Origin of the sequence: Streptococcus symci (assembly GCF_006385165.1) — a bacterium.
GTDB classification, from domain to species: Bacteria; Bacillota; Bacilli; order Lactobacillales; family Streptococcaceae; genus Streptococcus; species Streptococcus symci.
Genome location: NZ_VFJA01000001.1, coordinates 20478 through 36226, shown reverse-complemented (window position 1 = coordinate 36226; position 15749 = coordinate 20478). Strand labels below are relative to the sequence as shown.

At 35.5% G+C, this 15749-nt stretch carries 11 protein-coding genes and 2 tRNA genes; 5 read left to right on the top strand and 8 right to left on the bottom strand.

What is annotated here, in order from left to right; all coding sequences use genetic code 11:
* Window positions 1-6 precede the first annotated feature (6 nt).
* The 3 genes from rodZ to yfmF are packed head-to-tail and all read right to left on the bottom strand — an operon-like array spanning window position 7 to window position 3406.
* On the bottom strand, window positions 7-834 hold the full coding sequence (gene rodZ / locus FJN11_RS00170; RefSeq protein ID WP_140223794.1) for a cytoskeleton protein RodZ: 828 nt from the start codon (window positions 832-834) through the stop codon (window positions 7-9).
* A gap of 41 nt (window positions 835-875) precedes the next feature.
* Window positions 876-2159 carry an EF-P 5-aminopentanol modification-associated protein YfmH gene (gene yfmH, locus FJN11_RS00165; protein WP_061589684.1) on the bottom strand — a complete coding sequence of 428 codons (1284 nt, stop codon included), beginning with the start codon at window positions 2157-2159 and terminating at the stop codon, window positions 876-878.
* A complete protein-coding gene (yfmF, locus tag FJN11_RS00160; RefSeq protein ID WP_049491113.1) occupies window positions 2156-3406 on the bottom strand; it encodes an EF-P 5-aminopentanol modification-associated protein YfmF in 1251 nt (416 codons plus the stop codon). The genes yfmH and yfmF overlap by 4 nt, the downstream gene beginning before the upstream one ends.
* A gap of 158 nt (window positions 3407-3564) precedes the next feature.
* On the opposite strand from yfmF, the gene yaaA reads away from it, so the two are divergent.
* Entirely contained in the window at window positions 3565-3933 is a 369-nt protein-coding gene (gene yaaA / locus FJN11_RS00155; protein ID WP_049552681.1) for a S4 domain-containing protein YaaA, read from the top strand.
* 2 nt (window positions 3934-3935) lie between these two features.
* Complete coding sequence (gene recF, locus FJN11_RS00150) at window positions 3936-5033, top strand: DNA replication/repair protein RecF (RefSeq protein ID WP_084862616.1); 1098 nt, start codon at window positions 3936-3938, stop codon at window positions 5031-5033.
* A 49-nt stretch (window positions 5034-5082) separates the two neighbouring features.
* On the opposite strand, the gene guaB is transcribed toward recF, so the two are convergent.
* Together guaB and trpS are read right to left on the bottom strand one after the other, a co-directional pair.
* Window positions 5083-6561, bottom strand: coding sequence for an IMP dehydrogenase (gene guaB / locus FJN11_RS00145; RefSeq protein ID WP_000073401.1), 1479 nt, complete (start codon window positions 6559-6561; stop codon window positions 5083-5085).
* A gap of 151 nt (window positions 6562-6712) precedes the next feature.
* Window positions 6713-7738, bottom strand: a complete 1026-nt coding sequence (gene trpS / locus FJN11_RS00140) for a tryptophan--tRNA ligase (RefSeq protein WP_049491108.1) — start codon at window positions 7736-7738, stop codon at window positions 6713-6715.
* Between the two features lie 205 nt (window positions 7739-7943).
* On the opposite strand from trpS, the gene FJN11_RS00135 reads away from it, so the two are divergent.
* The gene (locus FJN11_RS00135; protein WP_000958774.1) at window positions 7944-9566 is read left to right on the top strand and encodes an ATP-binding cassette domain-containing protein; all 1623 of its coding nucleotides are present in this window, start codon (window positions 7944-7946) and stop codon (window positions 9564-9566) included.
* 61 nt (window positions 9567-9627) lie between these two features.
* Window positions 9628-12171: a YfhO family protein gene (locus FJN11_RS00130; RefSeq protein WP_049552683.1), complete on the top strand. Its 2544-nt coding sequence runs from the start codon at window positions 9628-9630 to the stop codon at window positions 12169-12171.
* A 29-nt stretch (window positions 12172-12200) separates the two neighbouring features.
* Here the strand turns inward: FJN11_RS00130 and FJN11_RS00125 are convergent, their stop codons facing one another.
* Window positions 12201-14855, bottom strand: a complete 2655-nt coding sequence (locus tag FJN11_RS00125; RefSeq protein ID WP_049552684.1) for a YhgE/Pip domain-containing protein — start codon at window positions 14853-14855, stop codon at window positions 12201-12203.
* 127 nt (window positions 14856-14982) lie between these two features.
* On the opposite strand from FJN11_RS00125, the gene FJN11_RS00120 reads away from it, so the two are divergent.
* Window positions 14983-15525: a TetR/AcrR family transcriptional regulator gene (locus FJN11_RS00120; RefSeq protein WP_049552685.1), complete on the top strand. Its 543-nt coding sequence runs from the start codon at window positions 14983-14985 to the stop codon at window positions 15523-15525.
* 40 nt (window positions 15526-15565) lie between these two features.
* Here FJN11_RS00120 and FJN11_RS00115 read toward each other — a convergent pair.
* Both FJN11_RS00115 and FJN11_RS00110 read right to left on the bottom strand, forming a co-directional pair.
* Window positions 15566-15639 (bottom strand) — tRNA-Asn (locus tag FJN11_RS00115).
* A gap of 5 nt (window positions 15640-15644) precedes the next feature.
* Window positions 15645-15716: transfer RNA gene (locus FJN11_RS00110), tRNA-Glu, on the bottom strand.
* Window positions 15717-15749: the final 33 nt, after the last annotated feature.

Genomic DNA, 15749 nt, shown 5'->3' with positions numbered 1-15749 from the left:
TTTTCCTTAATTTTTAGTAAAGGTTACAGTGATTTGCCCAGTTTGAGCTGTTAATTTGGATAAATCAACAGTCTGATTATCTACTGTTAAAGCTACTCCTTTGACGACACCTAAAGTAATGGTCACAGAATTTTTAGTTGAAACTATTGTTTCCGCACTTTTGTTATCTGGTGATAAGGTTACTCCACCCTCAAGATCACTTTCTGAAACACTAACCCAACTTCTAGCATCTGAAACCGATAATTGCAATTTTGCGGTTTCCTTACTTGTTTTATAAGCGATTTCTACATAATTTCCTTCACCTGATACACTTATAACTGGTTCAATATTCGAAGAGCTACTTGATGAACCACTACTTGAAGATGGAGTTGCAGAACTAGTCGAGCTTGTTGCTTGGACTACACTATAACTAGACGCAGATGAACGCTCCGGTTGAGTCTGAATATAATTCCAAACATAATAAGTCACAAAAATGACAATCGATAGTGCAAAGAGTATAAAATAAAATAAAGGTAAAAATGATGTCTTATTTTTCTTACTTGAACGTCTCCTACCTGTCAACTCCACTTCATCAACATCTACTTCCTCATAAGTAATCATGCTCCCAGAATCATAAGCATCCAAGACAATTCGCTCATCTAGCTCAACTGCCCACGCATACTTTCTCAAAAAAGAACGAGTATAAAATGGACTAGGAAGTTGATCAAAATCATCAGCTTCCATCGCTTCCAACATATCCAACTGAATTTCTGTTTTTTTGTGTAATTCTTCTAAAGTCAACCCTTGGTTGGTTCTAGCTAAACGTAAAACCTCACCAATTGTTTTTTTCCTCATACTTGTCATTCCTTCTTTCTAGTATCGATTATGATAGGTTACTACGATGGGAATATTGTAAAATCAACTATATCACCATCATCTATTAAATGATGTCCAGCATCAAGGACATCCTCCAAAGTAATTTCCTGTAAAATTTTCGGCAAATCAAAAATTGTCTCACCATTTTCAAAAGCATCATATTGCGTTGCAATAAATTCAAGAGAGTTCATGCTACTGAAAAATTCTCCAAACATCTCTCTTTTGATAATGTCTAAATGATCCTCTGTAATATCTATATCCTTTGTGAAATTACGAATAGCCTTTTTAAACTGATGAGATAAAGCAACTGGCTCTTTTGTATCCATTGTCAACATAACAAAATGAAAACGACTTGTTACTTCAACTTCCAGAGATAAGGACGCATCAATTTTACCTGATTCATATAATTTCTGAAAACGATCCGAAGTCCAACCAAACATCATTGCAAACAATAATTTTAATAAAATATGATATCGATAGCAATCCGCTTCAGCAACTTCTTGCTTACCTCTAATACCAATCGCTAGTTTGGGAGAAGACACTTCCATTCTCATACTGTCTGTTTGCTTTACATCTTGTAAAACAAGCTTTTCTCTTACTACTTCCTGAACATCTAAATCTTTCAGTTCTTTGCTTTCAAAATAGTCCTGTACTCGTTCCACATCAAAATTACCAACGAAAAACAGAGACATGTTTACAGGTTTGTAAAATCTTGTAAAATTTTCTTGCAAATTAGTTAGATTGATTTGGGAAATTGACTCCTCACTTCCAACTATATCAGTTGCTAAAGGTGTACCAGGATACAAATTCGCTAAAGTTGAAAAGAATAAACACGAATCTGGATCATCTTGATACATTTCTCGTTCTTGCTGTATAATATCCTGCTCCCTTAAAATAGAATCTTCAGTAAATTGTGCTGATGTTACCAATTCATCAAGTAAGTCCAAATTTTCTAAAAAATGATCCGTTGCTGAAAAGAGATAGTTTGTTTTTGTAAAGCTTGTAAAGGCATTACTATCTGCACCTAGACTCGTAAAAGCCGACATCAAATCGCTAGCATCTTCTCTCTCAAATAATTTATGTTCAAGAAAATGAGCAATTCCCGCAGGATATTCTTTTACATATCCGTCAACTTCTGTTACAAGCGTATCTACCGAACCAAACTGTACAGTTACACTCCCGTAAACCTCTTTAAATTCCTTTTTAGGCAAAAGAGCAACTGTCAATCCGTTGGACAAACGAGTTCGATAAACCATTTCTTTTACAGCTGGATAGTACTTTTCTTCAAAAACAACCTTTGTCATTCTATTCCTTCCATAAAGTAAATTGCTTGTAATTTCACATTACTAGCTGCTCTACAAATAGCATCTTTGTCAACTTGCTCAAGTTTTGCAATCCAACCTTTAAATTCTGCTGAAGATTTTCCAAGTAAGGCATTTTGATAAGCACGTTCAATCAATGAAGATTGATTATCTTGAGAAAGCAACAAAGACCGACGAATCATTTTCTTGGTCTGCTCTAGCTCAAGCTCTGTAAAATAACCTTTTTTTAAATCAAGCAGTTGATTATTCATCATTTTACGAGCCTGGTTCCGATTTTCTCGATCAATACCAGCATATATCCTCAAGAATCCACTAAATAAATCGAGCTGACTTGAAATAGTATAAGCCAATCCAGCATTTTCACGGACATTTGTAAATAGTTTAGAGTGAGCAAATCCACCAAGTAAACCATTCATTACAATCATGGGTAAATGTTGCTCATCACCATATTCAGAAGGGCAATGATAACCTAATTCCAAAATGGATTGTCCCACATTTTTCCGAACCATACCTTCTTGTAGGATATTGGAATAAGGTTGACAATACTGAACCTTCACATCTCCTTTTCGACCTTTAAAGTTAAATGATTCTAATACATTTTGAATTTCAACCTCATTAAAATCACCTAGGAAAAAGAAATCTATTCGATCATTGGCCAAAAATTCTTGGAAACAAGAATAAGAACTTTGTGGAGTTTCAGCTAAAATACGATTTCGTAAATCACTATATTCCAATTTGAGACGTTCATCATAAAAAAACAATTTATCTAATTCTTTATGTGCGAAATAAAAAGAATCATCCATATCAGCTGCTAAACTTGCTAGCAATTGTTTTTTCTCAATTTCAAATAAGGCCGGATCAAACCCATTATCAACTACTATGGGTGAGAAAAGAGTCTCTTTTACTAGTTCCAAAACCTGAGAAGTTAGCACATTTTTCCTACTTAAAAACTCATCACGAACATAGGTAAATGTCAATTCTACAATATGACTTTGCCCTCTTCTGAAACAATTGGTTGACATATCTGTACCGTATAGACTGGCCAAATGTCTTCTCAAATCTTGAGAAGTGGGATACATCTGATTAGCAGTCTCTAGCATACTCGCACTCAACATGCGACCTGCAATCGTATCGAGGGATAATGGAGCGGCAAAACGCACGGCGATTTTGTTCGTTTTAAACTTTTTTGATTGGATAAAATGTGTTGAAATTCCATGCACTAACTCCATGATTTACCTCCTTATATACAGACTTCTATTATATCACGAAAAACTGAAATTTTCTTGTTCGCTGTAACACTTTTGAAATAAAAATCGCTTACATTATTCCTTGTTTCTCTCACTATTTTTAGGAAAATATGGTATAATACCAAAGATTGAGGTGAATTATGGAATACAAATTATTTGAAGAATTTATTACCCTCCAAGCACTACTCAAAGAACTTGGAATTACACATAGCGGAGGAGCTATCAAATCATTTCTCTCTGAACATTCTGTTTACTTTAATGGAGAATTAGAGAGTCGTCGTGGTAAAAAACTTCGTATTGGCGATAAAGTTGACATCCCTGACATGAATATTGACATCTTGTTGACACAACCTACTTTTGAAGAACAAGAGGAGTATCAGGCTGATAAAGTTGAAAAAAAACGAATCGCTAAACTCGTCAATGAGATGAATAAGGGAGTAAAGAAAGACAACTCTAAACCTACTTCATCACCAAAAAGCAAACAAGCTCCACGATTCCCTGGTAGATAATCATGTGGCTACAACACCTATCTCTCAAAACTTTTCGTAACTACAAAGAGACGAAAATAGACTTTAATCCTAAATTAAATGTCTTTTTAGGACGCAATGCACAAGGTAAAACAAATATGTTAGAGGCTATCTATTTTTTAGCCTTAACACGCAGTCATCGAACTCGAACTGATAAAAATCTCATTCATTTTGATGAGGAACAGCTTCATCTTTCAGGTCTTGTTCAGAAAAAAACTGGATCCATTCCTCTCGAAATCGAACTAACACAAAAAGGCCGTGTGACAAAAGTGAATCATTTAAAACAGGCACGCCTTTCAGATTATGTCGGACACATGAATGTTGTCTTATTTGCTCCTGAAGATTTACAACTAATTAAAGGAGCACCTTCGGTTCGACGAAAATTCATTGATATGGAGCTTGGGCAAATTAAGCCAATCTATTTATCTGATTTAACTAATTATAACCACATCCTTAAACAAAGAAATACCTATCTAAAATCAGCTCCAACAATAGATGAAACCTTCCTTTCAGTACTAGATGATCAGCTAGTCGATTATGGATGTCGTGTGATGAATCACCGCTTAGATTTCATAAAAAAACTAGAATCATTTGGGCGTAAGAAACATTTTGAACTCTCTAATCAGATTGAAGAGTTGTCAATAGCCTATCAATCTTCTGTCAAGATAGCTGACAAAGAAAACTTATCAGAATCTTTCAAAATTGCTTTAGAAAAAAGTAGGTCCAGAGATTTATTTAAAAAGAATACTGGTGTTGGTCCTCATCGAGATGATATTTCTTTTTATATAAATGGAATGGATGCTAGCTTTGGAAGTCAAGGTCAACATCGTAGTCTCGTCCTTTCTATAAAATTAGCAGAAATCGAATTAATGGAAAGTATTACTACAGAGTCTCCAATATTACTACTTGACGATGTTATGAGCGAACTTGACAACACTAGACAACTAAAATTATTAGAAACGATTTCTCATTCAATCCAAACCTTTATTACAACAACCAGCTTAGATCATCTTCAGAATCTACCAGAAAATCTAAGTATTTTCGCTATTCAGGGTGGTAAAGTTTCTGTAAACAAAAATTGACAGCATTGTAAAAGAACTCCTGTTTTCACTGGAGTTCTTTTCATTGTTTTTACATAGAATAATTTGGTGCCTCATTAGTAATTTGTACATCATGAGGATGGCTTTCTTTCAAACCAGCACCAGACATTTCAATAAATTGAGCGTTATCGTGTAGTTCTTTAAGGTTAGCTGCACCACAGTAACCCATACCAGAGCGAATACCACCAATCATTTGGAAGACAATATCAGCTGCCGCTCCTTTATAAGCAACACGACCTTCAATTCCTTCTGGAACGAGTTTGTTTGCTTCATTGACAGAACCTTGGAAGTAACGATCGCTTGAGCCTTTCTTCATAGCAGCGATTGAACCCATACCACGGTAAGTCTTGAATTTACGTCCTTGGAAGATTTCGGTTTCTCCTGGAGCTTCATCAGTTCCAGCAAACATAGATCCAAGCATAACAGCATTTCCACCAGCCGCAAGAGCTTTTACAATATCTCCAGAATACTTGATTCCACCGTCAGCAATGATCGTTTTACCATATTCACGCGCAACAGCTGCAGCATCATAGATAGCTGTTACTTGTGGAACACCAACACCTGCAATCACACGAGTAGTACAGATAGAACCTGGTCCAATACCAACCTTGACAACATCTACACCTGCTTCATAAAGGGCACGTGCACCCTCAGCTGTTGCAATATTTCCAGCAATCAAAGTACGATCTGGGAAGTGAGCACGAATCTCAGCAATTTTACGCAAGACACCTGCAGAATGACCATGTGCAGTATCAATAACAATCGCATCTGCTCCTGCTTCAAAAAGAGCCTCTGCACGTTCAAATGTATCTGAAGTAACACCTACTGCACCTGCAACTAGTAGACGACCAAACTCATCTTTAGCGGCATTTGGAAACTCAATAACTTTTTCAATATCTTTGATGGTAATCAAACCAGAAAGACGACCTTCTTCATCTACCAACGGAAGTTTTTCAATACGGTGTTCTTGAAGAATGCTCTCAGCTGTTGCAAGATCTGTACCCACAGGAGCAGTAATAAGATTTTCACTGGTCATATGATTTGAGATTGGTTGGTTATAATCTGAAATAAAACGAAGATCTCGGTTTGTCAAAATACCAACCAATTTACGATTTTCAAGTGTTTCAACAACTGGAACACCACTGATGCGGTAACGACCCATAAGCTCATCTGCTTCAGCAATTGTATGTTCAGGTGTCAAGAAGAACGGATCAATAATAACTCCATTTTCAGAACGTTTTACCTTGCGAACCTCGTCTGCTTGTTGAGCAATTGACATGTTTTTATGGATAACTCCGAGACCACCTGCACGAGCAATAGCAATGGCCATTTGACTCTCTGTAACTGTGTCCATGGCAGCGGTAATAATTGGGATATTTAAAGTCAAATTATCTGCCAATTTAGTTGTTAAATCTGCATCGTTAGGCAACACATGACTTTCAGCTGGAATAAGCAATACATCATCAAAGGTAAAACCTTTTTTCAAAAATTTAGTGTCCCAATTAGACATTCGAAGTTTCCTCTTTTCTTTCTTTTTGAGCTTGACTCTTTTTATATTGTATCTATCATACCATTCTATAAAAATTTGTCAAATGTTACAGGGGTAAATAAAAAACTATCTTTTCTTCGAGATAGAAATGATAGTTTCTTGTAAAATAAACTTAGTTAAAGTAATGAAGTCCCATTGCTCCTTTAACCTCAGATAGGGTTTGACCTGCAACTTCACGCGCTCTTTCACTACCTTTTTGAAGCATATTATAAACTTCTCCCATATCCTTAGCAAATTCGATACGGCGCTCACGAATAGGACCCAGTTCACGTTCTAATATTTCAAGTAGATAACGCTTAGTCTTCACATCACCAAGACCACCTCGTTGATAATGTTCTTTCATGTCAGCAATTTCTTGAGCATCTTCTGGACGACCAAAAACATCTAGATAATGGAAAACCATATTTCCTTCAATTTTACCTGGATCCTCAACGCGGATATGATCTGGATCTGTATACATACTCATTACTTTTTTACGCAAAGTATCCGCATCATCAGCTAAATAAATACCATTATTGAGGGATTTAGACATTTTAGCATTTCCATCTAAACCAGGCAAACGCCCTGCTCTCTCATTTTCTGGATAAATACCTTCCGGTTCTACCAAAACATCACAGTTATATGCATTGTTAAAAGAACGAACAATTTCACGAGTTTGCTCAATCATTGGTTTCTGATCTGTCCCAACAGGAACATAATTAGCCTTGAAAGCTGTGATGTCAGCTGCTTGAGCTATTGGATAGACCAAGAATCCTGTCGGAATGCTTTGTCCAAATCCTTTCTGAGCAATTTCTGTCTTGACAGTTGGATTACGCTCCAAACGTGCCAATGAAACTAGATTCATATAATACATAGACAACTCAGCCAACTCTGGAATTTGACTTTGAATAAAGATTGTCGATTTACTTGGATTCAATCCAACTGCAAGATAATCCAAAGCAACATTTCCGATAGACTCTACAATTGTTTGAGGGTCTTTAGCATGATCTGTCAAAGCTTGTTGGTCAGCCAAGAACACAAACATATCATACTTATCCTCTTCCTGTAATAAAACTCTATTTTTGAGACTTCCAACATAATGTCCAATATGCAATTTTCCTGTTGGACGGTCTCCTGTTAAAATAATGGGTTTAATCATTTTATTCTCCTTCGATATAGTCCCTTCAATTATAGCATTTTTTTAATGAAATAACCGTAATTTATCAAAATAAATCAGTCTTGCTATTTACGGATTCGTGTAAAGTATACTGTAAATATAATTTACACAAAATTGACAGATAAAAATTTGAATATTTCCGTATTTTCTAGTAGAATAAATATATTACACATATAGGAGAAAAACATTGCTTACAGTATCTGATGTTTCACTACGTTTTAGTGATCGCAAACTTTTTGATGATGTCAATATCAAATTTACAGAAGGAAATACTTACGGATTAATCGGTGCTAATGGTGCCGGAAAATCAACCTTTTTAAAAATTTTAGCTGGAGATATAGAACCTACTACTGGTCACATCTCTCTTGGTCCAGATGAACGTCTCTCTGTTCTTCGTCAAAATCACTTTGACTATGAAGATGAACGTGCCATTGATGTTGTTATCATGGGAAATGAAAAACTTTATAGCATCATGAAAGAGAAAGATGCCATCTACATGAAGGAAGATTTCTCAGATGAGGATGGAGTGCGTGCTGCCGAACTTGAAGGAGAGTTTGCCGAGCTTGGAGGATGGGAAGCAGAAAGTGAAGCCTCTCAACTCCTTCAAAACCTAAATATCCCAGAAGAATTGCACTATCAAAATATGAGCGAATTGGCCAACGGTGAAAAAGTAAAGGTTCTCCTCGCCAAAGCACTTTTTGGTAAACCAGATGTTCTTCTTTTGGACGAGCCGACCAATGGTTTGGATATTCAATCAATTACATGGCTAGAAGACTTCTTGATTGATTTTGATAACACCGTTATCGTAGTATCCCACGACCGTCACTTCTTAAACAAAGTATGTACTCACATGGCCGACCTTGACTTCGGAAAAATCAAACTCTATGTCGGAAACTATGATTTCTGGAAAGAATCTTCTGAACTCGCTGCTAAATTGCTAGCAGACCGTAATGCCAAAGCAGAAGAAAAAATTAAACAATTGCAAGAGTTCGTTGCTCGTTTCTCTGCTAATGCTTCTAAATCAAGACAAGCAACATCACGTAAGAAAATGCTTGATAAGATTGAGCTAGAAGAGATTGTGCCATCTAGTCGTAAATATCCATTTATCAACTTTAAGGCAGAACGTGAAATTGGTAATGACCTCTTGACAGTAGAAAATCTAACTGTAAAGATTGACGGTGAAACTATCCTAGACAATATTAGTTTCATCTTGCGTCCAGGTGATAAGACAGCGCTTATTGGACAGAATGACATCCAAACGACTGCATTAATTCGTGCAATCATGGGAGACATTGACTATGAAGGAACTGTCAAGTGGGGAGTAACTACTAGCCGTTCTTACTTGCCAAAAGATAACTCGGCAGATTTTGCAGGAGGAGAGTCAATCCTTGACTGGTTGCGTCAATTCGCAAGTAAAGAAGAAGATGACAATACTTTCCTACGTGGCTTCCTCGGCCGTATGCTCTTCTCTGGAGATGAGGTTAACAAACCTGTAAATGTCTTGTCAGGGGGAGAAAAAGTTCGTGTCATGCTTTCAAAACTCATGCTCTTAAAATCAAATGTCCTTGTACTTGATGATCCAACCAATCACTTGGACTTGGAATCTATCTCAAGCTTGAACGATGGATTAAAAAACTTTAAAGAATCAATCATCTTTGCTAGCCATGACCACGAGTTTATTCAAACTCTAGCTAACCATATCATTGTCTTGTCTAAAAATGGCGTCATTGACCGTATCGATGAAACCTATGATGAATTCCTAGAAAATGCAGAAGTACAAGCAAAAGTTAAAGAACTTTGGAAAGACTAAATAAAACTTCAAAACTCAGTTGGGTTAACCAGCTGAGTTTTCTAACATTTTATGAGGTAACATGAAATTATTTTTTAAAACATATTGGACCTATTTTGTTTCTTTCATCATTCCCGTAATCATTATGATAGGAGTATATCTATCTCAAGGTATCTACTGGAATAGCGATACATCTCCACTATTAGGAGATGGGTTTCATCAATACGTTATTTTTGATGTAGCTTTACGAAATATCCTACATGGAAATGGTAGTCTGTTTTACACCTTTACAAGTGGCCTCGGATTAAATTTCTATGCCCTATCTAGTTATTACTTGGGAAGTTTCCTTTCACCACTAGTTTACTTTTTTGATCTAACTAATATGCCAGATGCTGTCTATCTGACAACTCTCTTAAAATTTGGATTGATTGGACTGTCAACTTACTTTAGTTTAAATAAATTATTTAAATCGATTCCTAAGCCTTTAAAACTAGCTTTATCTACTTCCTATGCTCTGATGAGTTTCACTGTCAGTCAATTAGAGATAAAAACCTGGCTAGATGTTTTTATCTTGATTCCTTTAATTATAACTGGTTTACAGCTACTTATCACTGAAAAGAAATTCCTATTGTACTTTACAAGTCTGTCAATCTTATTTATCCAAAATTATTATTTTGGCTATATGACAGCACTGTTTCTTATTTTCTGGTATCTCTGTCAAATTTCTTGGGATTTTAAAACACGAAAATCATCTTTTCTTGATTTCATAGTCATCTCCTTTTTATCTGGTATGGCTAGTTTGATTGTGACTCTTCCCACTCTATTTGATTTACAGACACATGGGGAAAAGTTGACTGAAGTTACAAAGTTTCAAACTGAAAGTAGCTGGTATCTTGATCTCTTTGCTAAGCAATTCATTGGTTCCTTTGATACAACAAAGTATGGGGCTATCCCAATGATTTTTATTGGACTGCTTCCCTTTATTTTGACCATTTTATTTTTTACACTTAAATCCATTAAGTTTCACGTGAAACTGATCTATGCAATTTTCTTTGCATTTCTAATTGTAAGCTTTTATATAGAAGCTCTTGATTTATTTTGGCAAGGTATGCATACTCCAAATATGTTTTTACATCGCTATGCTTGGATTTTCTCTACCCTGTTAATTTATACAGCAGCAGAGGTCTTAAATCGTCTGAAAGAAATTAAAATCTGGAATTTTTTAGTTTCGCTTTTTTTTGTGGTAGCAGGATTTTTAGCTACCATCTATCTAAAATCGCATTATTCTTTTTTAACAGATTTGAATATTCTGCTTACTCTTGAATTTTTGGTTGTCTATTCTCTTTTACTCCTTGCAGTTATCAAAAAATTTATCTCTGTAAATCTATTTGCCATTCTAATCTCTTTATTTATAATGGTTGAAATGAGTTTAAATGCTTCATCTCAAATAGACGGAATTGCTAAAGAATGGGGTTTTGCTTCTCGAAGTGCTTATAATCGAGATATACCAGCTATGAAATCTTTCTCAACATATATTGGGAACCAATTTTCTCGTACTGAGAAACTAGAGACTCAGACAGGAAATGACAGTATGAAATTCAACTACAATGGAATCTCTCAATTTTCATCTGTTCGAAATCGTTCAGCAAGCTCTACTTTGGATAAACTTGGGTTTAAATCCTCTGGGACTAATCTCAATCTCCGCTATGCAAATAATAGTATTTTGGCTGATAGTTTATTTGGTATCCAGTACAATATCTCAGACAGTCCTATTGATAAGTATGGTTTTAAAGATATCTATCAAAAAGATAATCTTACCCTATATGAAAATCAATACTTTCTTCCGATTGCATTTGCTAGTCAATCTGTTTACAATGATGTCAAGTTCACTGAACACACTCTAGATAATCAGGCCTCGTTTTTAAATCAACTTGCTGACGTCAATTTTGATTATTTTTCTCCAATCCCTTATGACAAAACAGAAAATACTAATGATTTGATTAGTGTCACAAGTTCTTCAAATGAGGATGCAGCAATCCAGTATCAAATTGAAGTGCCAGAAAATAGCCAAGTTTATCTTTCTTTCACAAACATTCACTTTTCTAATGACAAACAAAAAAAGGTTGACATCCTTGTAAATGGAGAAAAGAAAACTTTTACAACTGATAATGTCTTCTCCTTCTTTAATCTAGGCTATACAAAAGAGAAAAAAACTTTCAATATCAATGTTAGTTTCCCTGGAAATTCACAAGTATCATTTGAATCTCCTACCTTCTATCGTTTAGATACCAAAACATTCACCGAGGCAATTCAAAAAATTAAAGAACAACCTGTCACAGTATCAACTTCTAAAAACAAGGTCTTTGCTACATATGATGTTAAGCAAGATACGTCCATTTTCTTCACCATTCCTTATGATAAAGGCTGGTCTGCCTACCAAGATGGTAAGAAAATAGAAATTAAACAAGCTCAAACTGGTTTTATGAAAGTTGACGTTCCTAAGGGAAAAGGAACTATTACACTTTCCTTTATTCCCAATGGTTTTATTACTGGAGCAATTTGTTCCTTTACTTCTCTCTTACTATTTGGAACCTATAATCACAGACGAAAGTCATCTAAAGCATAAAAAATCGACCAATTAATCGGTCGATTTTTTTAATCTTCTTCCATTTTCTTAGGTCGATAGGCTAGCATACCTAAACCAGTAAATAGGGCTAATATCACAGCAAGGAAAATGACTTGATGATGAATATTTCCTGTCATAGAGATTGTTTGTCGTAATCCCGAAACTGAATAACTCATTGGTAACCAAGGATTAATAGCTCTAAAGAAATTATTTGTCAAAGCAAGTGGATAGGTACCTGCACTTGATGCTAACTGTAATAATAGCAAAATAAGAGAGAAGAAAGCTCCTATACGGCTATTCCATGTTGTTAATGCAGTTACCATAGACATAAATGTTAAGCTTGCGATAATAATTAAGAACAAGGTTCTCATTTCATGATTTGCTGTTAGACCAATAAGATGAACGCCACCATAGACTAAGACAGCGGCTAAAACAGCTATAACTCCATTTATCTCAAAGCGAGATTTGAACCAAGCCCAGCGAGTTTCAGGATGACGACCTGAAGGTAATTTAGCAAAAATCATATTTGTTGATAATGCAGCGACAAAGAGAGCGACTGATATCATATAAGGAGCCATAGCAATCCCATTTACAGGAACTTGATCATTGTCTGTTTTTGAAAGATTGAGTGGATTTGACAAAATCTCTGCATTTTTAGATTCCGTTGATGCTGATTTTAGTTGATTGCTAGCACTTCTTAAGCCTTGTCCTAGATCAGTAGTTCCTACTTGTAAACTTTCAATACCAGCAGTTAAAGTTGCTCCACCTTCAGCTAATTTTCCAGTACCATCTGCTATCTTCATAGCGCCACTTCCTAGTTGGGATGCTGCAGAAAGTAATTGTGTTGATTTATCTGTTAATTGATCAGAGCCAAATTGTAATTTAGTAAGAACTGCTATTAACTCTGGACTCTTATTGTTCAATTGAGCAGAACCAGATGATAGTTTTTCAATACCTGTTACTAATTCTGGAGTTTTCCCAGCTAGAGTATCCAAACCAGTTGTCAATTTTGAAGAGTTTTCTGTCAACTTGGTTGAGCCAGAAACCAATTGATCCAAACTTGTTGTTAAAGTTGTATTCTTTTCACTTAGTTGATTTACACCTAAAGAAATAGTATCCAATCCCTTAGTATACGCATTAACTCCATTTTCAATTGATTGACTTCCGGGAACTAACTGATTATCTACAGCATTTTGCAACTGTGTAAATCCACTTGACATAGATGTCAAGGAACTAGACGCTATAGGTAAAAGTTGATTTGCTTTAGTCTGTAAAGTAGAAAGATTAGAGACTGGTTGGTTTATACTTCCTAAATTTTCTTTTAAATCTCCTGCCGTCGTTAAAATTGCTTTTGCTGACTCTATCGTAGAATTAGAATTATTTGAAACAGCTTCAATCAATTCTTTTTTCTGAGTTTCAGTGAGAGATTGATAAGTTGCTGTTGCTTGAAGATTTGTAAGAGTTTTCTCTTGCTCTGCTTGACTATTAGTCACAATAGTTTGAGCAAGAGTCGTTATATTTGTTAAGTCATTAGATATTGTATTTTTAAGATCAGTATTATCTGAAACTGTAACTGATTGGAGAGCCTTATTCAACTCATCTAAACTGCTTGCTAACTGTGTTATATCCTCTTTCTGTTGAGATGAAGTATTTAATTGTGTGGATATTTCTTTTATTCCTTTATTTAATTGAGTAATACCGTCTCTCAATGTATCTGATTGACTTGATAGTTGGTTTGTACCAACAGATAATTTGTCAACTCCGCTTGTATAGGCATTGACACCAACCGAAAATTGACTGAGACCTGAATTGAGTTGTGAAACTCCACCAGCATATGACTTCATCCCTGTATTTAACTGGTTGACACCTGCAACTAATTCTGGAGTTTTCGAAGATAATTGATTAAGTCCTGTGTCAACCTGTGAAACCGCACTTGTATAGTTCTGTAAACCATCATTAAATGTTCCTAAGCCACTATTCAGTTGCTTTACTCCTGTGACATACGTTGTCAACCCTTTTGTAAATTGATCTGTTCCATCCGAAAAGGTTAAACTTGAGCTAGCTAAAGTAGCAAGATTTGAAGACAATGTCTGACTTCCTACAGCTAACTGACTGGCCCCGTTAGCCAATTGTTCACTTCCATCGGCTGCCTTCGTTAAACCGGATTTTAAATCACCCATCTTTTGAAATAAAGCTTTCGTATAGGATTCGGTTACATTAGCAGAAACATTCTGTTTTAACTGTGTCATCGCAGAATCGCTCATCTTGCTGGCAATAAAACTATGACCACTTGAAGTCTGATAATCGATTTGCATTTGCTCTGGGTGATTCGTTAAAATAGAAGCTGCTTTTTCAGATAAATCACTTGGTAAAGTCACTACCATATAGTAATCGCCATCTTCCAATCCCTTCTTTCCTTCATCTTCATCTACAAAATGAAAATCCAATGATTTATTTTGCTCTAAATTAGACACCATGTCTTTTCCTATAGACATGGTATTACCATTATAGGAAGCTTCTTTATCATTATTGACAACTGCCACAGGTAAGTCAGACAATTGACCATATGGATCCCACATTGATGACAAAAATATGACATTGTACAGAGCGGGAATAAGAGAAATCCCTATCATGACAATAATAAAGTTTGGTTTTTTAAAAATTGCTTTCCATTCTTTAAACATAGTTTCTCCTTTTTTAAACACATTGTCTAAAATTTTGATATAATAGATTATACATTAAAAAATCTAAATTACAAGATAAAAAACCAATTTTTAGACACATAGTCTAATTTGTTTACAAGGAGGAAATATGAAAGAAAGTAACAAACGCTTAAAAACAAAGCGAACTATTGAAAATGCTATGGTACAACTACTGATAGAACAGCCATTTGATCAAATTTCTACTGTCAAGTTAGCAAAAAAAGCCGGAATTAGTCGTTCCAGCTTCTATACTCACTATAAGGATAAGTATGATATGATTGAGCACTATCAAAGCAAGCTATTCCATACATTTGAATATATTTTTCAAAAACATGCTCATCACAAAAAAGATGCTATTTTAGAAGTCTTTGAATATCTAGAGTCAGAACCACTTCTAGCTGCTCTTCTTTCTGAAAATGGGACCAAAGAAATCCAAAATTTCTTAAGAAATAAACTTCATATCATGCTCAGTACAGATTTACAAAAACGCTTTATGCAACTGAATCTCAATACCACTGAATTAGAATACAGTAGCATCTATCTAACTCACGCACTTTTTGGTGTCTGCCAAACTTGGATTGCACATGGAAAAAAAGAAAGTCCTCAAGAAATAACAGACTTCCTTATGAAGATGCTTGGTGATACAAATTGATACAAAAAGAGGAACACGGTTGTGTTCCCTTTTATCTATACTCCGCCAGTAGGACTCGAACCTACGACATCATGATTAACAGTCATGCGCTACTACCAACTGAGCTATGGCGGATAAAATAGTCCGTACGGGATTCGAACCCGTGTTACCGCCGTGAAAAGGCGGTGTCTTAACCCCTTGACCAACGGACCTTCTATCTGTAGCAGATATAACCATTATATCAA

What these genes read in the sequence shown, in the direction of transcription:
- rodZ (WP_140223794.1), bottom strand. Translation starts at nt 834, where the DNA reads ATGAGGAAAAAAACAATTGGTGAGGTTTTACGTTTAGCTAGAACCAAC.
- yfmH (WP_061589684.1), bottom strand. Translation starts at nt 2,159, where the DNA reads ATGACAAAGGTTGTTTTTGAAGAAAAGTACTATCCAGCTGTAAAAGAA.
- yfmF (WP_049491113.1), bottom strand. Translation starts at nt 3,406, where the DNA reads ATGGAGTTAGTGCATGGAATTTCAACACATTTTATCCAATCAAAAAAG.
- yaaA (WP_049552681.1), top strand. Translation starts at nt 3,565, where the DNA reads ATGGAATACAAATTATTTGAAGAATTTATTACCCTCCAAGCACTACTC.
- recF (WP_084862616.1), top strand. Translation starts at nt 3,936, where the DNA reads ATGTGGCTACAACACCTATCTCTCAAAACTTTTCGTAACTACAAAGAG.
- guaB (WP_000073401.1), bottom strand. Translation starts at nt 6,561, where the DNA reads ATGTCTAATTGGGACACTAAATTTTTGAAAAAAGGTTTTACCTTTGAT.
- trpS (WP_049491108.1), bottom strand. Translation starts at nt 7,738, where the DNA reads ATGATTAAACCCATTATTTTAACAGGAGACCGTCCAACAGGAAAATTG.
- FJN11_RS00130 (WP_049552683.1), top strand. Translation starts at nt 9,628, where the DNA reads ATGAAATTATTTTTTAAAACATATTGGACCTATTTTGTTTCTTTCATC.
- FJN11_RS00125 (WP_049552684.1), bottom strand. Translation starts at nt 14,855, where the DNA reads ATGTTTAAAGAATGGAAAGCAATTTTTAAAAAACCAAACTTTATTATT.
- FJN11_RS00120 (WP_049552685.1), top strand. Translation starts at nt 14,983, where the DNA reads ATGAAAGAAAGTAACAAACGCTTAAAAACAAAGCGAACTATTGAAAAT.